Annotated in this window: 21 protein-coding genes; 19 read left to right on the forward strand and 2 right to left on the reverse strand. The window is 44.6% G+C overall.

The features are described from left to right. The first annotated feature begins 50 nt into the window (after positions 1-50). The 13 genes from DQQ01_RS06685 (at position 51) to hutG (ending at position 12,282) form a co-directional block, all read left to right on the forward strand. Positions 51-1,349 carry a bifunctional folylpolyglutamate synthase/dihydrofolate synthase gene (locus DQQ01_RS06685; protein ID WP_111919420.1) on the forward strand — a complete coding sequence of 433 codons (1,299 nt, stop codon included), beginning with the start codon at positions 51-53 and terminating at the stop codon, positions 1,347-1,349. 7 nt (positions 1,350-1,356) lie between these two features. Continuing rightward, entirely contained in the window at positions 1,357-1,914 is a 558-nt protein-coding gene (gene folE / locus DQQ01_RS06690) for a GTP cyclohydrolase I FolE (protein WP_207657644.1), read from the forward strand. Positions 1,915-1,916: 2 nt separating this feature from the next. After that, entirely contained in the window at positions 1,917-2,399 is a 483-nt protein-coding gene (locus DQQ01_RS06695; protein WP_111919422.1) for an HD domain-containing protein, read from the forward strand. A 21-nt stretch (positions 2,400-2,420) separates the two neighbouring features. After that, positions 2,421-3,233 (forward strand): dihydropteroate synthase, encoded by an 813-nt coding sequence (folP, locus tag DQQ01_RS06700; RefSeq protein WP_199798000.1) that lies wholly within the window; start codon positions 2,421-2,423, stop codon positions 3,231-3,233. A 3-nt stretch (positions 3,234-3,236) separates the two neighbouring features. Then, positions 3,237-4,082, forward strand: coding sequence for a 2-amino-4-hydroxy-6-hydroxymethyldihydropteridine diphosphokinase (gene folK, locus DQQ01_RS06705; protein ID WP_111919424.1), 846 nt, complete (start codon positions 3,237-3,239; stop codon positions 4,080-4,082). Continuing rightward, complete coding sequence (gene vanR, locus DQQ01_RS06710) at positions 4,075-4,773, forward strand: VanR-ABDEGLN family response regulator transcription factor (RefSeq protein WP_111919425.1); 699 nt, start codon at positions 4,075-4,077, stop codon at positions 4,771-4,773. Before folK ends, vanR begins: the two co-directional genes overlap by 8 nt. Continuing rightward, the gene (locus DQQ01_RS06715) at positions 4,763-5,905 is read left to right on the forward strand and encodes a sensor histidine kinase (RefSeq protein WP_242980650.1); all 1,143 of its coding nucleotides are present in this window, start codon (positions 4,763-4,765) and stop codon (positions 5,903-5,905) included. The genes vanR and DQQ01_RS06715 overlap by 11 nt, the downstream gene beginning before the upstream one ends. Positions 5,906-6,014: 109 nt before the next feature. Further along, positions 6,015-6,965 (forward strand): D-alanyl-D-alanine carboxypeptidase family protein, encoded by a 951-nt coding sequence (locus DQQ01_RS06720; RefSeq protein ID WP_111919427.1) that lies wholly within the window; start codon positions 6,015-6,017, stop codon positions 6,963-6,965. A gap of 178 nt (positions 6,966-7,143) precedes the next feature. Next, entirely contained in the window at positions 7,144-7,905 is a 762-nt protein-coding gene (larB, locus tag DQQ01_RS06725) for a nickel pincer cofactor biosynthesis protein LarB (protein WP_111920857.1), read from the forward strand. After that, on the forward strand, positions 7,902-8,795 hold the full coding sequence (gene larC, locus DQQ01_RS06730; RefSeq protein WP_111919428.1) for a nickel pincer cofactor biosynthesis protein LarC: 894 nt from the start codon (positions 7,902-7,904) through the stop codon (positions 8,793-8,795). Before larB ends, larC begins: the two co-directional genes overlap by 4 nt. A 135-nt stretch (positions 8,796-8,930) precedes the next feature. Beyond that, entirely contained in the window at positions 8,931-10,517 is a 1,587-nt protein-coding gene (locus tag DQQ01_RS06735) for a DEAD/DEAH box helicase (protein WP_111919429.1), read from the forward strand. A 68-nt stretch (positions 10,518-10,585) separates the two neighbouring features. Next, positions 10,586-11,242 (forward strand): endonuclease III domain-containing protein, encoded by a 657-nt coding sequence (locus DQQ01_RS06740; protein ID WP_111919430.1) that lies wholly within the window; start codon positions 10,586-10,588, stop codon positions 11,240-11,242. 17 nt (positions 11,243-11,259) lie between these two features. Beyond that, on the forward strand, positions 11,260-12,282 hold the full coding sequence (gene hutG, locus DQQ01_RS06745; protein WP_111920858.1) for a formimidoylglutamase: 1,023 nt from the start codon (positions 11,260-11,262) through the stop codon (positions 12,280-12,282). Positions 12,283-12,423: 141 nt separating this feature from the next. On the opposite strand, the gene DQQ01_RS06750 is transcribed toward hutG, so the two are convergent. Both DQQ01_RS06750 and DQQ01_RS06755 read right to left on the reverse strand, forming a co-directional pair. Beyond that, entirely contained in the window at positions 12,424-13,452 is a 1,029-nt protein-coding gene (locus DQQ01_RS06750; RefSeq protein ID WP_111919431.1) for an XdhC family protein, read from the reverse strand. 16 nt (positions 13,453-13,468) lie between these two features. Next, positions 13,469-13,975, reverse strand: coding sequence for a nitroreductase family protein (locus tag DQQ01_RS06755; protein ID WP_111919432.1), 507 nt, complete (start codon positions 13,973-13,975; stop codon positions 13,469-13,471). Positions 13,976-14,210: 235 nt separating this feature from the next. On the opposite strand from DQQ01_RS06755, the gene DQQ01_RS06760 reads away from it, so the two are divergent. The 6 genes from DQQ01_RS06760 to DQQ01_RS06785 all read left to right on the forward strand — a co-directional run bounded on the left by DQQ01_RS06760 (position 14,211) and on the right by DQQ01_RS06785 (position 22,559). Further along, positions 14,211-14,909, forward strand: a complete 699-nt coding sequence (locus DQQ01_RS06760) for a response regulator transcription factor (RefSeq protein ID WP_111919433.1) — start codon at positions 14,211-14,213, stop codon at positions 14,907-14,909. Between the two features lie 17 nt (positions 14,910-14,926). Continuing rightward, positions 14,927-15,946 carry a sensor histidine kinase gene (locus DQQ01_RS06765; RefSeq protein WP_111920859.1) on the forward strand — a complete coding sequence of 340 codons (1,020 nt, stop codon included), beginning with the start codon at positions 14,927-14,929 and terminating at the stop codon, positions 15,944-15,946. Between the two features lie 31 nt (positions 15,947-15,977). Next, positions 15,978-16,679, forward strand: coding sequence for an ABC transporter ATP-binding protein (locus DQQ01_RS06770; protein WP_111919434.1), 702 nt, complete (start codon positions 15,978-15,980; stop codon positions 16,677-16,679). After that, the gene (locus tag DQQ01_RS06775) at positions 16,661-19,219 is read left to right on the forward strand and encodes an FtsX-like permease family protein (protein WP_111919435.1); all 2,559 of its coding nucleotides are present in this window, start codon (positions 16,661-16,663) and stop codon (positions 19,217-19,219) included. The genes DQQ01_RS06770 and DQQ01_RS06775 overlap by 19 nt, the downstream gene beginning before the upstream one ends. A 116-nt stretch (positions 19,220-19,335) precedes the next feature. Next, positions 19,336-20,007 carry an ABC transporter ATP-binding protein gene (locus DQQ01_RS06780; protein WP_111919436.1) on the forward strand — a complete coding sequence of 224 codons (672 nt, stop codon included), beginning with the start codon at positions 19,336-19,338 and terminating at the stop codon, positions 20,005-20,007. A gap of 11 nt (positions 20,008-20,018) precedes the next feature. Next, a complete protein-coding gene (locus tag DQQ01_RS06785) occupies positions 20,019-22,559 on the forward strand; it encodes an ABC transporter permease (RefSeq protein WP_242980652.1) in 2,541 nt (846 codons plus the stop codon). Positions 22,560-22,575: the final 16 nt, after the last annotated feature.

Genomic DNA, 22,575 nt, shown 5'->3' on the forward strand with positions numbered 1-22,575 from the left:
AGGGAATGTAATAGAGTAAGAGGTGGGAAACCTTCTCGGATAGGAGTAATATGAATTACGAAGAAGCAAGAGTATATTTGGACGAGATTTCCAAATACGGAAGTGTACTTGGCTTGGAGAATATGAGAGAGCTGCTGGTCAGACTCGGCAATCCCCAGGAGGATTTAAAGTTTATTCACATTTCCGGAACAAATGGGAAAGGGTCTGTGCTGGCATATCTTTCAACAATACTGTCCGGCGCGGGATATCGCACAGGAAGATACATATCCCCTACACTGTTTTCTTATCGAGAGAGGATTCAGGTCGATGAGAAAGAAATTGAAAAAGATGCGCTTGCCCGTCATGTTACAGCAATTTCACAGGCTGTAAAGGACATGGAAGAGCGCCATGCAGGAACCCCTACGCTTTTTGAAGTGGAAACTGCGTTGGCTTTTCTCTATTTTAGAGAGAAAAATTGTGATGTGGTAGTGTTGGAAACCGGGCTTGGAGGAGCCTTAGATGCAACCAATGTGATTACCACCACGCTTTTGGAGGTCATTGCTTCCATTAGTATGGATCATATGGAATTTCTGGGAAATACACTGGGAGAAATTGCTGTCCAGAAAGCCGGTATTATCAAACCTCATACCCAGGTGGTCAGTGCCTGTCAGAAGGAAGAGGCAGCAAGAGTGATTGAAGAAGCCTGCAAGGCACGGGAATGTTCTTTGCGAACCGTCAGGGAAAATCGAATTACAGAGGTTTCCTACGGACTGGGAGAACAGCGATTTACCTATGGAAAATGGAAAGAGGTGGTAATTTCGCTTTCCGGAAGCTATCAGGTGAAAAACGCAGCGCTGGCTCTTGAGGCAGTGGAGGCTTTACGGAAACTGGGCTTTTCCCTTTCTGATGCGCAGGTCTATGCGGGAATGAAAAAGGCCTGCTGGAGAGGCAGATTTACGTGGGTTGCAAAGGAACCGGACGTGATTATTGACGGCGCCCATAATCCTGCGGCAGCCCTGGAATTGCAGCGTTCCATAGAGTTATATTTTAAAGGGAAAAATTTGTATTATGTTTTTGGTGTGTTTAGGGATAAGGATTATCAGAAGATTATTGAACTGACAGCGCCTTATGCAAAACACATTATAACCGTGGAAACACCGGGAAATCCAAGAGCGTTGCCGGCAAAGGAGCTGTGTGCAGCCGTGAAAAAAGTCAATCCGTCAGCAGAGGCGGCAGACAGTGTTACAGCAGCGGTAAAAAAGAGTCTGGAGTATGCAGGGAAAGACGATGCAGTGATTATTTTTGGTTCTCTGTCCTTCTTAAAGGACGCAGTAAATGCAATTTCAGGTGAGGGTAAAGAAAATGAATAAGAATAAAATGGATAAAGAAAAAATTGAACAGGGTGTAAGACTGATTCTGGAGGGAATCGGAGAGGATATTAACAGGGAGGGGCTTCTGGAAACTCCGGATCGGATTGCCAGAATGTATAAAGAACTGGCAGCAGGCTATACCGATGATGCGGCAAAGCATCTGAAAAAAAGGTTTCATGTAGATAATAATGATATGGTTCTGGAAAAGGATATTCACTTTTATTCCTTCTGTGAACATCATATGCTGCCTTTCTATGGTACAGCAGCCATTGCCTATATTCCAAACGGTGAGGTTGTGGGATTGAGTAAAATGGCGAGAACGGTAGAGGTTTTTGCAAAGCGTTTTCAGCTTCAGGAGCGTCTGACTGCTCAGGTGGCAGATGCTTTTATGGAGGAGTTAAATCCCCAGGGTGTTATGGTGCTGATTGAGGCAGAACATATGTGTATGACCATGCGTGGCATTAAAAAGCCGGGGACAAAGACGGTAACTGTTGTGACAAGAGGTGTGTTTGATGACAACGAGAGCTTGCAGAACACCTTTTATCGTATGCTGGAAAGACGGTAAGTATGGAACGGGTCAATAAAATCTGCGAACATAAGCTTTGGAAACAGGCTGTAGAAGAGATTTCTCAGTTAGAGGAAAAGCGGGTGTTCTGCAGACACAATACAGAGCATTTTCTGGACGTGGCGCGACTTGCCTATATTGAAAATCTGGAAAAAGGGCTGGGAATAGAGAAAGAACTTCTCTATGCAGCAGCGCTTTTGCATGATATTGGCAGAGTTTTGGAATATACCGAGCAGATTCCACATGATAAGGGCAGTGTGCTTCTGGCTGAAAAAATTTTGCCGGAATGCGGCTTTACCAAGGAAGAGGAGAGAGAAATTCTGGCAGCGATTTCCAGCCACAGAAAAGCCGATATTCTGTCAGAAAATTCTTTATCCGGGCTTTTATATCGTGCAGATAAAAAGTCCAGAGCCTGTCTTTTTTGCAAAGCGCAGGGAACGTGCAAGTGGAGTACAGAAAAGAAAAATCTTACCTTAGAGGTGTAAGCACAGGAGGAAGTTTGTATGATGAAAATCGGAAACCGTATGTTTGACGTGGAGCATGACTGTTCTGTTATGGGGATTCTCAATGTAACCCCGGATTCTTTCTCAGACGGCGGAAAATGGAATGATATAGAAAAGGCAAAAAAACATACAGCAGATATGATTGCAGAGGGCGCGTCTATTATTGATATCGGCGGAGAATCTACCCGTCCCGGACATGTCCAGATTTCCATTCAGGAGGAAATCGACCGGGTTGTTCCAATGATTGAAATGGTGAAAAGGGAGTTTGATATTCCGGTGTCCATTGACAGCTACAAGGGCGATGTGGTAGAGGCAGCCCTGAAAGCGGGAGCAGACCTTGTAAATGATATCTGGGGGCTGAAATATGACGAGAGAGTGGCAGAACTGATTGCCCGGTATCAGGTGCCTTGTTGTCTGATGCACAATAGGGAAAAAGCCGAATACGATAATTTCTTAGATGATTTGTGTCAGGATATGCGGGATTCTCTTGCCATTGCAAAAAAAGCAGGGATTGCAGATGACAAAATTATTTTAGACCCGGGTGTGGGCTTTGGAAAAACTTACGAGCATAATCTCATAATCATTCATCATCTGGAGCGCCTGGCAGAACTGGGATATCCTGTTTTACTGGCTACTTCCAGAAAATCTGTAATTGGAACCGCACTGGATTTGCCTTCTGATGAGAGAGTGGAAGGAACAATAGTGACTACGGTTTTGGGTGTTCAGAAAAAGGCGGCGTTTGTCCGTGTACATGATGTAAAAGAAAATCTGAGAGCCATTCGCATGACGCAGGCCATTTTAAGAGAAGGGAAGTAAGCCATGAGAAATCTGCCATACGATGAAATTCACGTTGAAAATCTGGAGGTCTTCGCCAATCATGGCGTATTTCCGGAAGAAACCAGTCTGGGACAGAAATTTGTGATTTCCCTTACCATGTATACCAATACCAGAAAAGCAGGAAAAAGCGACTGCCTGGAAGAATCCGTACATTACGGAGAAGTCAGCAGTTTTATGACTGCCTATACAAAGGAACACCCCCGTAAGTTGATTGAGGCGGCAGCAGAGGATTTGGCGGAAGAGGTTTTGCTTCATTATCCCCTTTTAAAAGGCGTGACTCTGGAACTGAAAAAGCCGTGGGCGCCGGTGGGACTTCCTCTGGAAACGGTTTCCGTAAAGGTAACCCGCTTCTGGCACACAGCTTACTTGGGACTTGGATCCAATCTGGGAGATAAAGAGGGCTATCTGAATCAGGCAATCAAAGAATTGGATAACGGAAGGGACTGTCAGGTGGAAAAAGTTTCTCCTTATCTGGTGACAGAGCCATACGGCGGCGTAGAGCAGGACGATTTCTTAAATGCTTGTCTGCGGCTGAAAACCCTGCTTTCTCCCCATGAACTGCTGGACAGACTTCATGAGATTGAGCAGCATGCACACAGAGAACGGTTGATTCACTGGGGTCCCAGAACTCTGGATCTGGATATTCTTCTGTATGATGATGAAATTCTGGAAACAGAGGATTTGGTTATTCCTCATGTAGAGATGCCTCTTCGGGATTTTGTTTTAAAACCTATGTGTGACATTGCTCCTTATAAGAGGCACCCGCTGCTTGGAAAAACTATGATGCAGCTTTTAAAGGAACTGGAACAAAAGGATTGCTATGAATGACAGAATATTAATTGCAGATGATGAACAGGAAATTGCAGATTTAATAGAGGTATATTTACAGAATGAGGGCTTTCGGGTGCTGAAATTTTATGATGCTCAGGAAGCTCTTTCCTGTATTGAAAAAGAGCCTGTGGACTTGGCAGTTCTGGACATTATGATGCCGGGAATCAGCGGTCTGACTCTGTGCCGGAAAATACGGGAAAAGTACCATTATCCCATTATTATGCTTACAGCAAAGGGAGAGGAAATGGATAAAATCAATGGGCTGGCGTTGGGGGCTGATGATTATATGACAAAGCCCTTTCTGCCGCTGGAACTGGTGGCGAGGATTAAAGCGCAGCTTCGCAGATACAAGCGCTATAACAGCCCGTCCGTTCAGGAAACTGAGGAGGTGCTGACCCACAAGGGACTGGTACTGAATAAGAAAACCAGGGAATGCATTTTAAATGAACGTCCCTTATCGCTAACACCTACAGAATTTGAAATTCTGGCGTTTCTCTGCGAGAAAAAAGGGGAAGTTGTCAGTTCTGAGGAATTGTTTCATCATATCTGGAAGGACGAATATTACAGTAAAAATAATAATACCATTACGGTTCATATTCGGCATTTGAGAGAAAAGATGCAGGATTCCTTTGAAAAACCCAAGTATATCAAAACAGTCTGGGGGTGTGGATATAAGCTTGAAAGCTAAACGTGTTTTCTATCTGAAGTTGTTGTTGGCAGGTATTTTGGTGCCTTTGGTTTGTTATGCTTTGAACTATTTTGCAGATGTATTTTTAAATGGCGTTTTTGTAGACTGGTTTTCTCATCAGTTTGTTTATGAACAGACGATTTACAATGAAGAGGGAGGACTGGCCTATGTGGAACAGTCTATTGACTGGAAGGCTTTGAAGGCGTTTCTCGGAAAGGCCAGTCTGCTTTTCGCGTGGATTTTTGTATTTTCTCTGATAGGAGCTTTTCATTTGGGCGGAAAAAGAAGGGCGCAGAAGGTTATTAAAGAGGCAGGAGAAAAGTTGCATCAGTATATGCACAGCGAGCTTGAGGCAGAAGAGATTTTTCCGCCGGAGTATGCACAAATCAGTACCAGAATGGTGCAGATAAAGGCAGATATCGAAAAAAAAGAGCAAAGCCTGAAAGACGAAGCACGGAAGAAAAGTGATTTGATCGCCTATCTGGCTCATGATTTGAAGACGCCGCTGACCTCTGTGCTTGGATATCTGACCCTTCTGAAGGAAGCGCCGGATATGTCTGCGGTACAAAGAGAGAAGTATGTTCACATTGCCTGTGATAAGGCAGAGCGTCTGGACAGTCTGATTGAAGAATTTTTTGAAATTACCCGCTATAATCTGCAGGAAATGATACTGGAAAAGGAGGAGCTGGACGTATCCTATATGATGATGCAGATGACAGAAGAATTTTATCCCCTTTTGTCAGCGAAAAACAATACGGTTCGTCTGGAACTCCCTCAGGAGCTTACCGTGTATGCAGACCCTCAAAAGCTGGCGCGTGTGTTTAATAACCTGTTAAAAAATGCCATTGCCTACAGTTATCCAGATACAGAGATTGTAGTAAGGGGAGAACAGCAGGAAAATCAGGTGGTGATCTCCTTTGAAGATTACGGAAAAACCATTCCCAGACAAAAGTTGGATTTGATTTTTCAGAAGTTTTTCCGCATGGACGAGGCGCGGAAAAGCAATACCGGGGGAGCAGGTCTTGGTCTTGCCATTGCAAAGGAAATTGCCGAGCTTCATGGAGGAACGATTACAGCAGAAAGCCAACAGGAGAAAACGGTTTTTCAGGTTATACTTCCGGGAAAATCTTAAGATAAAATTAGGAAATAAAAAAGAGAATTTTAAAAGACCTTTCTTTTTGATTTGCTATATTTAAGTACACATAAAAGCTGTACAGGCAAAAGAAAAGGAAGGTATTTTTATGCAGAAAAAACGAAGAAGAAAAAGAAGAAAACATATTTTATGGGGATTTCTCCTATTTTTGACCATTGCTTATGGGCTGCTTGCAGGAGTTACCTGGGTAGGCGGATATTTTGGAAAGAAATTTAGCAGTCTGGAAACTTCCATAGGAAAACCGGAAATAGAGCTAAATAAGCTGAACAGCAAAGCAGCAATTTTGAGGGAACTGGACAGCGGAAAAGTTTTGGGAAGAAAAGAAGAAGACAAAAGGATTTATCCCGCATCTCTCACGAAAATAATGACTGTTGTTCTGGCTATGGAAAAGCTGGGAAATCTGGAACATACAACAGTTCTTGAGAGTGATATATTTCCTGAATTATATGCAGAGGGCGCTTCTATGGCAGGGTTTGCCCCTGGGGACCAGGTGTCCTACAGGGATTTGTTTTATGGTGCAATGCTGCCCTCAGGAGCAGAGTGCTGTGAAGCTCTGGCAAGGGTTTGCGAAGGAACTGAGGCAGCATTTGCAGAAAGCATGAATGAGAAGGCAGAGGAATTGGAAATGAAGCACACGCATTTTACCAATGCCACAGGGTTGCATAATAAAAATCATTATACAACAGCAGAGGATTTGTCCCGGCTCTTATCTTATGCACTGAAAAATCCGGAGTTTTACGAAATTTTCACCTCAAAGAGCCATACCATGGCGCCAACAACCTCACAGCCGGGAGGATTCACTGTGTACAGTACCATGGGACAGGAAATGGAAAGAAATCAGATAACAGAGGAGGGGATTTTGGGAGGTAAAACAGGATATACCTCACAGGCAGGTCTTTGTCTTGGAAGTCTTATAAGTATAAATGGAAAGAAGTATATCCTGATAACAGCAGGGGCGTCGGGCACTCATGACACAGAGCCAAAACATATTCTGGATGCAGCAGAAGTCTGCGAACAGTTAAGAAATACCTGTTTATAAAAACCCAGAGTTACAGACCAGCAGGTTTACATTGACAGGAAATACAGGTTCCAGTACAATAGAAGACAGTGTAGAACTCAAACGTTTGACGCAAACCTTTGAGCAAAAAATGCTTGCCCTGGGGTAGGGGGTTGGGAGTATGATAAGAGTAAGCAAACAGAAAAGGAGCCTGAATTACATGGACAAAAAAGAGTTGCAAAATTTGCTGGAGCAGGTAGCTGAGGGACAGGTAAAACCAGAGGCTGCCCTGCTGCAGATAAAGACAGAACCTTATAAAGATATGGGATTTGCCAAGCTGGACACACACCGGGGTATCCGTCAGGGTATGGCAGAGGTTATTTATGGTGCAGGAAAGACCAAGGAACAGATTGTAAAAATTGCCCAGGCTATGGTAGAAGAAAAAGAAAAGACCGTGTTGATTACCAGAATGAGCAAAGAGGCGGCAGACTATGTAGGGGAATTTTTGGACTTGCATTATGATGAAATTTCCAGAACCGGTATGGTAGGGCAGATTCCCAAGCCGGACGGCGTGGGAAAAATCGTCGTGGCAACCGGAGGAACCAGCGACATGGCTGTAGCAGAGGAAGCAGCCCTGACTGCAGAGGTGTACGGTAATGAAGTGGTACGCCTCTATGATGTAGGTGTTGCAGGCATGCACAGGCTTATGGATCATATTGAAGAGATTATGAGCGCCAGAGTCATTGTGGCTATTGCAGGTATGGAAGGGGCGCTTGCCAGTGTGATTGGCGGCATGGCAGACTGTCCAGTGATTGCAGTACCAACCAGCGTGGGATACGGGGCAAACTTTGGGGGTCTGTCTGCACTTCTGTCTATGCTCAATTCCTGTGCCAGCGGCGTCAGTGTAGTAAATATTGACAATGGTTTTGGAGCAGGATATCTGGCGAGTATGATTAACCATCTGGAGGGCAGGAAGGAATGAAGACCTTATATTTAGAATGTAATATGGGAGCAGCCGGAGATATGCTTATGGGTGCGCTTCTGGAATTGCTTTCCCCAAAAGAAAAAGAAGAATTTTTAGAAGAATTGAATCATGCCGGGATTCCCCATCTAAAGGTAACGGCAGAGCCGTCAGTAAAGTGTGGTATTACAGGAACCCATATGCGTGTGAGCATTCATGGGGAAGAAGAGGAAAGTCTGGATATAGAAAAAGAAGTAGAAGCTTTTCACAGTTATGAGCAGGAGAAGGAGAGAGAAAGAGGTGAGCATGCTCACACGCAAGCGCACATTCACTCCCATGAGCCGCATGCACATGGGGATTCGCTTTTTCATTCTCATGTCCACCATACGCATCACCATGCAGGTATGAAGGATATTGCGGAACAGATAGAAGCATTGAACCTGAACCCGGCGGTGAAGGCGGATATCAGAAATATTTATCATATCATAGCCCAGGCAGAAGGTCAGGTGCACGGCTGTGAGATTAAAGACATACATTTTCATGAGGTTGGGACTGCGGACGCATTGGCTGATATTACAGGCTGCGCCATGCTGTTTCACAAGCTGGGAGCAACTCAGGTTTTGGTATCGCCTGTGACTACGGGCTTTGGACAGGTTCGCTGCGCCCATGGAATTCTTCCTGTGCCTGCGCCAGCTACTGCCAGAATTCTGGAAGGTATTCCATGCAGCGCAGGCAGAATCGAGGGAGAATTGTGTACGCCTACCGGTGCGGCGATTCTCAGATACTATGCTTCTGCTTATGGAAGAATGCAGGAAATGAAGATGGAAAAAATCGGATATGGAATGGGAAAAAAGGATTTTCCGGCAGCCAACTGTGTCCGGGCAGTTTTCGGTGACGCACCTGCTGTTTGACAATTAGATACAGTTCTGGTATGATAAAAAACGATTGCTTATTTATGGAGTTGTTGCATTGATTGCATGTCGAAAATGTGCGGTGCAACAGCTCTCTTTTTTTGAGCAGCCAGAAAGAAGAGGTAAATATAAAATATGGAAAATGTAAAATTTGAAAATCTGCAGCTATATCCGGAAATTTTAAAGGCTGTGAAATATATGGGTTTTGAAGAGGCTTCTCCCATTCAGGCGCAGGCCATTCCTATTATTATAGAAGGGAAAGATATTATCGGGCAGGCGCAGACCGGTACAGGAAAGACCGCTGCATTCGGAATTCCCCTTCTGCAGAAAATCAATCCAAAAGAAAAGAAACCCCAGAGCATTGTGTTGTGTCCAACAAGAGAACTGGCTATTCAGGTTGCAGAGGAAATCCGCAGTCTGGCGAAATATATGCATGGAATCAAGGTGCTTCCGGTATATGGAGGGCAGGAGATTGTAAAGCAGATTCGCTCCCTGAAAAGCGGAGTGCAGATTATCGTAGGAACACCCGGGCGTGTGATGGATCATATGCGGAGAAAAACAGTAAAAATGGATCAGATTCACACCGTTGTTCTGGACGAGGCAGATGAAATGTTGAATATGGGATTCCGGGACGATATTGAAACCATTTTAAAGGGAGTACCGGAAGAAAGGCAGACCATTTTATTTTCTGCCACCATGCCAAAAGCTATTATGGAAATCACGAAAAAATTCCAGAAAAACGCAAAGGTTATCAAGGTGACAAAAAAAGAACTCACTGTTCCCAATATTGAGCAGTTTTACTATGAAGTAAAGCCCAAAAACAAGGAAGAGGTACTGACCCGTCTTCTGGATATTTATACACCAAAACTTTCCGTTATTTTCTGCAATACAAAAAAACAGGTGGATTTGCTGGTAACCGCCCTTCTGGGAAGAGGTTATTTTGCCGCGGGACTTCACGGTGATATGAAGCAGGAGCAGAGAGATCGGGTAATGCAGGGCTTCCGAAGCGGAAAGACAGACATTCTGGTGGCAACCGATGTGGCAGCCAGGGGAATTGATGTAGACGAGGTGGAGGCGGTCTTTAACTATGATTTGCCTCAGGACGATGAATACTATGTACATCGTATTGGCAGAACCGGACGTGCAGGACGGATTGGACGTTCCTTTTCCTTTGTTTCCGGAAAAGAAGTTTATAAGTTAAAGGAGATTCAGCGTTACTGCAAGACTAAGATTTATGCCCAGAAAGTGCCATCTTTAAATGATGTGGCAAACACTAAAATCGAAAATATTCTGGATCATGTGGAAACCATGATTGCAGAGGAGGATCTGACTTCCATGATTGATGCTATACAGGATAAGCTGAATTATTCCGATTATACTGCCATGGATATGGCGGCAGCGTTTTTAAAGATGCAGGCAGGAATGGCAGACAGTGCAGAAGAGGAAGGAGAGGATTTCGGGGATACCGGAGCAGAAGAACCGGGCATGGTGCGCCTGTTCATTAATATCGGAAAAAAACATAAAGCAAAGCCGGGAGATATTCTGGGAGCTTTGGCCGGAGAGAGCGGTATGCCGGGAAAACTTATTGGAACTATTGATATGTTTGATAAATATACCTTTGTGGAAGTACCCACAGAATATGCAAGATCTGTACTCCATGCTATGAAAAATGTAAAAATTAAAGGGAAATCCATTGCTGTGGAGCCGGCCAATCAGAAATAGAAAGAATCCATTGCTTTTCCTATGGAGAGATTTTATAATAGGCTGTATAGAAAGAAGAGGAATGGATTATGACAACTTATACAGAAGAAAAGAAACAGGAACTGGCGCTGGAGATTATTCAGCGGTTAAAGGAAGAATATCCAGACGCAGGGTGTACCCTGGATTATGACCAGGCATGGAAATTGTTGGTCAGTGTCCGTTTGGCTGCCCAGTGCACAGATGCCAGAGTCAATGTGGTTGTGGAGGATTTGTATAAAAAATATCCTGATGTACAGGCTCTGGCACAGGCAGAACCGGAAGACATAGAAACCATTGTCCGTCCCTGCGGACTTGGTAAAAGCAAGGCGCGGGATATCAGCGCCTGCATGAAAATTCTCTGGGATCAATATGGGGGCAAGGTGCCGGAAGATTTTGACGCACTTTTAAACCTACCAGGGATAGGCAGAAAAAGTGCAAATCTGATTATGGGAGATGTTTTCCAAAAGCCTGCCATTGTTACAGATACCCATTGTATCCGTCTGGTAAACCGTATGGGACTGGTGGATCAGATCAAGGATCCGAAAAAAGTGGAACTGGCGCTCTGGAAAATCATTCCCCCTGAGGAAGGCAGTGATTTTTGCCATCGTCTGGTTTATCATGGAAGAGATGTCTGTACAGCCAGGACAAAGCCCCATTGTGAGGACTGCTGTCTGAGAGATATCTGTGCGAGAAATGGGGTAGAATGAAGGGAGAGGGTAAAACCATGTTATTGACAAATTATGTAAGTGCAATGGAATACTGGAACGGTCGGATAGACAGCACCACAGATTATGATGCGTTTCGCTGGCATCAGTGGGTGCAACCTCTGGACTTAAATATTCAGGAAGAAATGCCGGAAAACAGACTGGGGTTTGCTTTTATCGGGTTTTGCAGTGAACAGGGTGTCAAACGGAATAAAGGGCGTGTAGGAACGGCTCTGGCGCCGGATTTTATCAGAGGTCAGATGTCCAATCTTCCCTGTACCTTTTCCAGAGAAGTGCAGTTTTACGATGCAGGAAATATCCTCTGTGACGAAATCTCCATGGAAGAAGGGCAGAGATTGCTGGGACTTGCAGTAGAGAGGCTTTTAGAGCTGCATCTGTTTCCCATTGTATTAGGTGGAGGACATGAAACAACATTTGGACATTTTCAGGGACATCGAGCAGATTTGCAGAAAAAAGGGAAGCCTTTAGACATGGGAATCATTAACTTTGACGCTCATTTTGACCTTCGTCCTTATGATAACGGGCCGTCTTCAGGCTCTATGTTCCGGCAGATTGCGGACATTTATAAAAAAGAGGGGGCAGAATACCGTTATCTTCCTCTGGGAATCCAGGAACACAGCAATACGGTCAGTCTTTTTAAATATGCCAGAGCTTTGGGGGTAAACTATATTTTGGCAAAAGAAATTCAAAATTCTAATTTTTCTACAGTTCTGGAAAAGGTGGATACCTTTTTGTATAAATGTAATTCCGCCTATCTTACCATTTGTACGGATGTGTTTTCTGCCGCTTTTGCGCCGGGGGTAAGTGCAACACAGGCTCTTGGGCTGGATCCGGAGGTGGTGCTTCCGATTATCAAGCATATTTTGCGGACACGGAAGATTCGTGGGTTTGATATCTGTGAGATTTCTCCCCGTTTTGACCAGGATAATACAACCGCAAAGCTGGGGGCAGTCCTTATTTTTGCAGTGGTAAATACGCTGTGTGAGTTAAATGGGCTGTCTATGGAAACGCTGGGAGAATAAAAGAAAAGGACAGATCCAAAACTTTTGTGAAAAGAAAAACAGGTGCTGAAAGAACCTGTCGCAGCAGGTATATCATTTCTGCTTTGTGCGATAGTTCCTCAGCATCTGCTTTTTATATGAAAATCGTTACATAAAAATCTGTTACTGCTGTTTTTCCTCTGCAGCGCGTACCTGTATCAGTTCCCCTGCAATGCTCACTGCGATTTCCGCAGGGGTTTCCGCCCGGATATCCAGTCCGATGGGCGTTTGAATCCGTTTCAGTTCTTTCGGTGTAAATCCGTCGTTTAACAGTTTGTCCCAAATCATGGCTTTTTTTCTTCTGCTTCCCATAACCCCAATATATTTTGCGGGCGTCTTTAAAATCTGCTGCTGCACCAGATAATCGTATTGGTGTCCTCTTGTCATAATGCAGACATAATCTTCAGCCGTGATTTCCAGATAGTCAGAAAGCTGCGAAAACTCTCCCCTGATGCATCTGGAAGCATCAGGAAAGAGTTTGGGATTGCTAAACTGCTTCCGGTCATCAAACACCGTGCAGGAGAAATCCAGATGTGCCAGAAGGGGAACCAGTTCCTGAGCCACATGACCGCCGCCGAAAATATAGACCATGCCCTTTCGAATCAGAGGCTCGCTATAATAACGCCGTCCGGAAATGGTGGCTTGTACGGCATGTTGCTTTAAAAGAGAGGAGGGCTCTGAAACAGACAGACCAATCAGGCCGCTTTTTTCCTGATAATAACCACATTGCCACACAGCTTCTTCTGTAATGTCCAGAATCAGCCAGGCATTTTCATTTTTATCCCAGTCCTTTAAAAGTTGACAGCAAAGCTTATAAAAGGCATCATTGTCCCAGGAAAGATACTGGAAATAAAGGGAAACATCTCCGCCGCAGATCATACCTAAATCCGCTGCCTGATTCTCCTGAAGACGATAAGCCTGGCAGGCGGATTTTTTGGCTTTTAAAAGATTTTGTGATTCTAAAACGGCAGTGTGTTCCACATTGCCGCCTCCTATGGTTCCAAAAGAGGTGCCGTCCGGAAGTACCAGCATTTTAGAGCCGGCGCCTCTTGGGGTGGAGCCTGAGCTGGCAATCACAGTGACAAATACAAAATCTTTTTTGTTTTCCATGGCTGCTTTGGCAGTTTCAAATAATTCTTTTATACTTTTCATATATGAAAACTCCTCATCAGAGATAAGTTACGCGCTCTTTGTCAAAAAATCCTCTGGTTTTGGGTTCTTCATCTGCTTCACCTACAGCAATGACAGCCAGAGGAAGGCTGGAAACCTTCAGTAAATCCTGCAGCTTTTCTACTCTTTCCATAACTGGATAAAAGCCGCACCAGCAGGTTCCGTATCCCAGTTCTGCAGCCTGCAAAAGCAGATTTTGAATGGCAGCGCCGCAGTCCTGAGGATAAAATTCGGCGCATTTTCCTTCCTGCAGATCCGGTCTGGCACAGACAACAATAGCAAGACTGGCGGTCTGGAGCATTTTGGTATGAGAACTGATTTCCATGATTTTTTTCCGTATATCTTCATTTTCTATGACTACAAATTCCCAGGGTCTGGTGTTGCATGCGCTGGGTGCAAACATGGCAGCCTCCAGCATGGTTTCAATATCTTTTCGGGGAATCTGGACTCCCTTTTTATACTTTCGGATACTGTGTCGGTTTCGAATTACTTCTGATGTATTCATGATAGATACCTCCTGTTTTTTTCTTTTCTCTTATTATAAACGTTTTGAGTGCAGGTTTAAAGTCCTGTTTTTCTGAAGGGTTTTTGTTTGGGTTGGGCTGTACCAGTGATAGTATTCTGCTTCTTATATTTAGAAACGATAAGGGAAAAAGAGCCGGAGAATTTACCTCTTTTTTTCATGGACGGGATATGGTAAAATAAGTCTGCAAAAAAGGACAAAAGAGGGGAACAGGAAGTTGAAACGAATTTTGGTACTGGAAGATGATTTGGCTTTAAATGCAGGTCTTTGTTTTGAACTGGATAATGCAGGATACTGTAGTATAAGCGCTTACAACTGTGCAAAAGCAATGCAGGTGCTGCAGCATGATAAATTGGATTTGGCAATTTTAGACGTAAATCTGCCGGACGGCAGTGGTTTTTCTGTATGTCAGGAGGCGAAAAGGCTGCGTCCGAATCTTCCCGTGATTTTTCTTACTGCCAATGACCTGGAGGAGGACGAGCTTACAGGGTTTGATTTGGGAGCAGAAGATTATGTGACAAAGCCTTTTCACACCTCTGTGCTTTTGCGGAGAATCGAAGTTGCGCTGCGGCGAAATTCGGAGAAAGATCTGGAAGCAGAGAAGAACTTCCAGGGCTTTGACGATGGTTTTCTGCGGATTGATTTGGAAACCCTGGAGGTGGTCTGCAACGGAGAAAAGCTGTCCCTTACACCAAATGAATATAAAATTTTAAGGCTTTTGCTTGCAAACAGCGGACAGATTCTCACCAGAGAGAGAATGTTGGAGCAGCTCTGGGGGAATGACGGGTGCTTTATTAATGACCACACCCTTACTGTGGTGATTAACCGGCTGCGGACTAAGTTGGAAGGAAAGGATAAGGCGTATATTCAGACCATTCGTGGAATCGGCTATGCGTGGAACGAAAAGCAGTCATGAAGCAGGGAGAGAAAAGAATGAAAAAAGCAGAAACATGGATTTCTGGACTTTTATATGGGATTTTGGGATTTTTCGGTGCTGGCATGGGATATCTGATTTGGCTTTTTGTTCCTATAGAAGAGGTAAGGATTCTTATGTTGGTTCTTGATATCAGCCTTGTGGCAGTGTGTCTGGCGCGGATCTGGTATGAAAAATACAGGGCAGGGAAACTGACGGATAATATCTGCGAAAGCCTGGACGATTTGATTTCCGGGAGAGAAGTACAAAGACAGCAGACCTTTGATGATTCTCTGGCGGATAAGGTACAGGGAAAGCTTTTGCAGTACGGAAATATTCTGCAGGAGGACAGAAAGGAAAACCGGGCAGAAAAGCAGAAACTACAGGAAATTATTTCCGATATTTCTCATCAGATTAAGACGCCAATGGCAAATATCAGGCTGTTTTCCAACATTTTGAAGCAGGAAAACCTGAGCTGCGGACAGAGAGAGGAATTTTCCCATACACTGGAATTCCAGGTAGATAAGCTGGAGTTTCTTTTGCAGTCCCTGATTAAAATGTCCCGGCTGGAAACCGGAACCTTTGTACTTCATATGGAGGGGCAAAATCTGTATCATACTCTGGTGCAGGCTGTGCAGGACGTATGGCAGGAGGCAGAAAAAAAGAACCTGAAAATAAACCTGGACTGCGATCTGGATATCCGTGCAAAATATGATGAAAAATGGACTCTGGAGGCAATGGAAAATCTGCTGACCAATGCAGTAAAATACACCCCTGAGGGTGGAAACATTCAAATCAGCGTTCACCCCTGGCAGTTTTATACAAGGGTGGATATTTCTGATACAGGAATCGGTATTGCAAAAGAGCATTATAATGACATTTTCAAGCGCTTTTACAGGGCAGAAGAGGTTGCTGCAAAGGAAGGGGTAGGGCTTGGTCTGTATCTTGCCCAGATGATTTTAAACAAACAAAGAGGTTATATTACAGTGAAATCAAAGCAGGGAGAGGGAAGCACCTTCTCTGTATATTTATTATCATAGAAAAGACAGAAACAGGACAGAAGAGGAAGACATGGAAAGCATTATTAAAGTAAGAGATTTGAAAAAATTTTATGGAAAAGGAGAAAGTCAGGTAAAAGCCTTAAACGGTGTGAATCTGAATATTGAAAAAGGAAAATTTACTGTTATTACAGGAAGTTCAGGCAGTGGAAAGACCACGCTTTTCAACATGATTGGCGGTCTGGATTATCCGGACAGCGGAAGCGTAGTGGTGGATAATATTGAATTAAAGGATATGAAGGAAAAGCAGTTGGCTGTTTTTCGGCGCAGCAAAATTGGGTTTATTTACCAGAATTATAATCTGATTCCCTCTCTGACCATAAAAGAGAATATTTTGTTTTCGGTAAATCTGGGAAAACAGGCTGTAGATAAAGAATTTTTCCGGGAAATTACGGGATTTTTAAAGCTGGAAAACCGTCTGGACGCGTATCCCGGACAGCTTTCCGGCGGAGGGCAACAGCGGGTGAGTATTGCCCGAGCGCTGATGTTAAAAAGTGGGATTGTCCTGGCTGATGAGCCAACCGGAAATTTAGATTCCTGCACCAGTCAGGAAGTGCTGGGGCTTTTGAAATCCGCGGCGCAGACGTATCGTCAGACTCTGGTTATGATTACCCACAATCTGGATATTGCTCAGATGGCGGACCGGGTTGTTCGCATGGAGGACGGACAGATTCTGGAAAGGACGGGCAGAATGCAATGGAAAACAACAATTTAAATATTTGCCGGAAGCTGGTTTTCTGCCAGATAAAAACCCATAAAAAAATCAGTATCTTGTCGGTTCTTACGGTTTTTTTGATTAGTATGGTCTATACCCTGCTGTTTCAGTTTCAGAGTGGAGAGGAGCAGGCTTATCATTTAAAATATCAGAAGGAATTTGGTTCAAAAAGCCAGATTGTATACCGGAATCTGACAAAGGAGCAGGCGGATTTGCTGGAAGAGCAGGAAAACATCAAAAATCTTGTCCGGCTGCAGCCTGCCGGGTATTTTGGAGGAGAAATACTGGAATACAGACAGCCTTTCCTGGCTGCTGAGGACAGTGGATATGCGGAATCGGTTTTTGCCATGCCGGAAACAGGACGTATGCCGCAAAAGGCGGGGGAAATTGCACTGGATACTATAACTCTGGATTCTCTGGGATTACCCCATGAACTCGGAACTGTGTTTACGGCAGAATGGACAAAGTGGGGAGAAGAGGAAACGCAAAAGACTGAGTTTACGCTGTGCGGCTTTTGGAAAGGGGAGGTTATCCAGGGAGAAGCCTATGCCTGGATTTCAGAGGATATGGCAGAAGCACTTGTCCCCGGATACAGAGAAACACAAGCAGGAAATCAGATTGTGGGAATGGATATTTTTAATCCCCGCAGCCTGTCAAAAAGGGCAGACTTAATGGCAGAGGCAGCAGGGATTTCCCGGGAACAGCTGCAGATAAATGCAGACCACCATGAACAAAACATAGAAAAGATAAAAGAAAAACTCAGTTCTTATCTGATATTTATCTGCTTTGCTTTTGCAGCGGGTTTTTTGATGTTACACAGTATTTTCCTTATATCCAGACAGGAGAGAGAGGAGAACCTGGCTTCCATGAAGTCCCTTGGTATGACGCCCCGACAGACCCTGTATTTCAGTATGGGGCATATGCTCTGGGTTTGTGCGGCAGGAATTCCTCTGGGGTGTCTGGCAGGAGGGATTTTGTTTCAGGGAGTGGGAAATACTTTGCTGGAGGTACTTACAAAAAGCAATCCTCAGCTTTCCGGATTTTCTGGTTTTTCTGTTTTAAAGGGCGGTATACTGGGCATTTTGACTGCAGGGATTGCTGTTCTTTATGATTATCGAAAGCTGTTTTTTCTCACCCCGGTACAGATTCTGGAGCATGGAAGCAGCAGAAGAGGGAAACGGAAATCCTGGAAACAGGTAAGCCTTTTGCGTATGGCATGGGTGTCTGTCCGGGAAGGAAAGGGCGGTTTTCTGGTTTCGGTGCTTTTGCTGTTTTTGGCGTCTTTGCTGCTTTGCGGGACCTATATTCGTTATATCAGTTATGATGCAGACTATTATCTGGAGGAAATGGCAGTCAGTGATTATACCATTGCAGACCCGTCCTGTTCTTCGGAAATCCAGAGGTATAATGAGGGGGCAGGCGATCTGAAAAAAGAGCTTTCTCAAAAGCTGCAAGGGCTTCCGGGAGTGGAAGATTTTGGAGAAAGTCTGTCCCATGAAGTAGAACTTACTGCAGATGAAACCCTGTATCAGACCATTACAAGGTTTTATCATGGCCCCTGTGAGTGGGACGAAACCATGAGCCGTAAAGAGAGTATGGCAGGAGATTTTGCCTGGACAGAAGGGTTTGAGAAATTTGAAAAAGAAAAGACATATACAAGTGTGCTGTACGGGACAGAGGGGTATGCGCTGGACTTTATGACCATGCCCCATTATGTTTTGGACGGAACCTTTGATGCAGAAAAATATGCTTCCGGGGATTATGTTATAGCCGTGGGAGCTTCTGCAGAGGCATGGATTTCCGCAGCGCCTGCAGGAAGTCGGATTGACATAGGAGATAAAACTTTTACCGTGCTGATGACTGTGCAGGACCCCGGTTTGTTTTTAAGAGGAAGAAACAGTAAGGATACAGCCTTTTCTTTGAATTATCTTATGCCGCCTCAGGCGCTTAGAGCCTTATTTCCGGATATTCCCGTTCGGCAAATCAATTTTAACCTGCCAAAAGAATACCGGAAAGCAGTGGAAGAAGTGTTAAAGCCTTATGAAGAGCAGGGAGAAATTTTTGTAGAGCGGAGAACAGAGAGGGTAAGAGAATTTTCAAGAGATACGTTCGTGGCAATTTCTGTGCAGTTGGTTATTGGGCTTTTTTTGCTTTTAATTGCTGTCCTGAATTATGGGAATGTGATGCTCAGTCGTATGATACTGCGAAAAAAATCCTTTGCCCTGTATCAGGGGCTTGGCATGAGCGCCTCCGGGGTAAGACGCATGGTGCTGTATGAGGGGCTTTTCTACAGCATCGGCTCCATGCTCAGCGTTTTTCCGGCAGTGGCTTTGTTTTTGCAGTATATCATGCCCAAGTATTATGAATCAGACGCAGCCTATGTCCATTCCATAGATTGGGCGGTCAGCTACGAATTTTCAGTGCTGCCGCTGCTCTTTATCGGAATACTTTTGCTGTTTCTTTCTGTTTTCCTGCCGCAGGCTTGTCTTACAGGAATGGAAAAAGAAAGTATCACAGAGCGGCTGCGAAGTCCGGAGTAAAAGAAAAAAAGGCATATTTTTGTAATGGGAAATGTTACAAAAATGTGCCTTTTTTGTGCTTTGATTGAGATTTGCGTCTGTTAGACTGTAAGTATCAAAAAAAGGAGGAAAAACATATGGAAGCTATTTTACAGGTGCGAAATCTGAAAAAATATTACGGAAAAGGAGATACTCTGGTAAAGGCTTTGGACGGAGTGAATCTGGATATAGAGGCAGGAAAATTTACCGCAATTATCGGAAGCTCAGGCAGCGGAAAAAGCACCCTTTTAAATATGCTGGGCGGTCTGGACCGCCCCACTTCAGGAAGCATTAAAGTGGGACATACGGAGCTTTCCGAGTTAAACAGCGAGGAAGCCACCGTGTTTCGCCGTCAGCAGATAGGCTTTGTCTTCCAGAATTACAATCTGGTGCCGGTGTTAAATGTGTGGGAGAATATTATTTTTCCGGTTGCCATAGACGGAAAAAAACCGGACAAAAAATTTATTATGCAGGTAGTGAAGCTTCTGGGATTGGAAAAAAAGCTGGACGGTATGCCGAATCAGCTTTCCGGAGGACAGCAGCAGAGAGTGGCCATTGCACGGGCGCTGGCTTCTAAGCCCTCTATTGTCTTAGCCGATGAGCCTACCGGAAACTTAGACACGAAGACCAGTGACGATGTAATCGGACTTTTGAAAATGACGGGAAAAGAGTTTCACCAGACCATTGTGATGATTACCCACAATCCGGAAATTGCGCAAATGGCGGATTGCATTGTCCGTATAGAAGACGGAAAGCTGGTACAGCAGTAGAGGAGGGCATTATGAAGAAAAACAGTCTTATGAAAACCCTGACCAATCGGGTCTTTCGTCAAAATAAGGGGCGCAATTTTGTAGCGGTTTTTGCCATTCTTTTAACCACCCTGATGTTCACAACTCTATTTGTGCTGGCACAAAGCATCAGTGAAAATATGGTGGTTATGAATTTCCGGCAGTCCGGGTACGATGCACAGGCCTCTTTTAAACAGATTACAGAAGAGGAAGTAAAGAAAATCAAAAACCATGAAGAGGTCAAAGAAGTGGGAGAGAGTCTTGTGCTGGGACTGGCAGAAAATGAAAAGCTGGCAGGACGTCAGGTGGAAATCCGCTGGGCAGATGAGTTGTACGCTTCTCATTCTTTTGCTGCGCCAGTAACCGGGCATATGCCGGAAAAGGAAAACGAGGTGGCAGTGGGCGTGGAGGTGCTGGACAGACTGGGAATCCCTCATAAACTGGGAGAAAAGGTGACGCTGCAGTGGCGTAAGGACCTTCAAAGCTTTGAGGTAACAGAAAGCACCTTTACGCTCTGCGGATTCTGGGACGACAATATGTCCTCTTATGCCAGCTATGCCTGGGTGAGCAAAGAATTTGCACAGGAAATGATAAAAGGCGTGGAGAATCCCAAGGACCAGATATTGGGAACGCGTATGGCACAGGTGCATTTAAAAAGCACGAAAAACATAGAAGATACCATGAACAGGATTTTAGGAGATACAGGTCTGGAAAATCTGGAATATGGGGTAAACCTGGCCTATTCTCCGGAAATGGGTGTACAGGCGGTACAGGAGAGTCTTCCCATGTATGCGAGCATGCTTCTGGTATTTGTGGCAGGATATCTGATTATTTACAATATTTTCCAAATTTCCGTTTCCGCAGATATCCAATTCTACGGAAAACTGAAAACTCTGGGAACCACGAAAAAACAGATTAAGAAGCTGATTTACGGACAGGCCAACCGTCTTTGTCTGATAGGAATTCCTCTGGGGCTGCTTTTAGGCTGGCTTTTGGGCAAGAAACTGGTACCGGCTCTGATAAGCTGGGCAGAGGGGACGGCAGTGGTTTCTGTAAATCCCTTAATTTTCCTTGGCTCCGCTGTGTTTGCCTGGCTTACGGTTATGATTTCCTGTCTGCGTCCGGCAAGAATTGCAGGTAAAATTTCTCCTGTAGAAGCCCTTCGTTATTGCGACGCAGAAACCAGGACAAAAAAGAAGAAGAAAAAACGTCCTCAAACCGTAACAGTTGCACAGATGGCATGGGCGAATCTTTGGAGGAACAAAAAACGAACCGTAACCGTACTGCTTTCGCTGACCCTGGCGCTGGTTCTGCTGTCTGCCTTTTATGCCAAAAATGCGGCTTTTGATATGAATATATATCTGGAAGAGCTGGCGATTGCAGATTTTCAGTTTGACGATGCTGACAGTGAGGAGCGGGTAAACGGATATGACCCGCTTGAAAGTACCGTTGATGAAGCGCTTTTGGAAAAGCTGCGGAAGCTTCCCGGTAAAACAGGGGAAGGGCGGGCTTATTCACGGGAAATTTCCATGACGCTTAGCGACAATGCAGTAAAAAACATGAAAAATTATTATACCGCGGAAGTTCTGCAGGAATGGGCTTCCTATGACAAGGCAGGGGCAGAGGGCTGTGAGCAGGCCATGGAAACAAAAGAAGTAAGAGCAGAAATCTGGGGAATTGAGGGGATTCCTCTGGAAAGCCAGACAAAGGAATCCTATCTTTTAAACGGAACTTTTGACAAAGACAAATTTGCCACAGGAAAATATATTCTGGCAGAGGGGCCGGGCACAGAAGAAAAGGGAGTTACCATGCCGACTTATTCGGTAGGAGAAAAGGTAGAAATTCAGGGAGAAACCTTTGAAGTTATGGCTGTGACTGCGCCGTTGGTATCTGTAACAGAGGGAGCCAGCGAGAAAGGAAATAAAAACGGATACAGTATGAAATTTCTGCTGCCTGCAGATGTATTTTCCGGACTCTGGCCGGACAGTACCGTGAGAAAATTCTATGTAAATGTAGACACAGAGAAGGTACTGGAAGCAGAAGAACAGGTGCAGGCGTATCTGAGGGAAACCGGAAATTCCTCTAATCTCACCTCTAAAAATACCATAGCGCAGCAATATGAAAAAGAAACCAGATCCTCGGCTGTGATGGGAAATGCCATCAGTATTATCATTGCTATTGTGGGGATTCTGAACTTTATCAACAGCATGGTAACCTCTGTAGTCAGCCGCAGAAAAGAATTTGCCATGATTCAAAGCGTGGGTATGGGCAAAAAACAGCTGCGGAAAATGCTGGTTTTGGAAGGACTCTATTATGCAGGACTGACGCTAACCGCTTCCTATCTTTTCAGCAGCCTTGTGGTTGGAATTGTTATTCGCGGCATGACGCAGGGAGGCATGACAAGCTTTCATTTTACCCTGTTTCCATTGGTAATATGTACCCCTCTTCTGGTGGCTTTTGCAGTGGCAGTGCCGTATTTCTGTTTCAGAAATCTGGAGAAGCAGAGCCTGGTGGAACGGCTGCGGAATGAGTAAAAGAAACAGGTGACTT

This window comes from Blautia argi (assembly GCF_003287895.1).
Lineage (GTDB): Bacteria > Bacillota > Clostridia > Lachnospirales > Lachnospiraceae > Blautia > Blautia argi.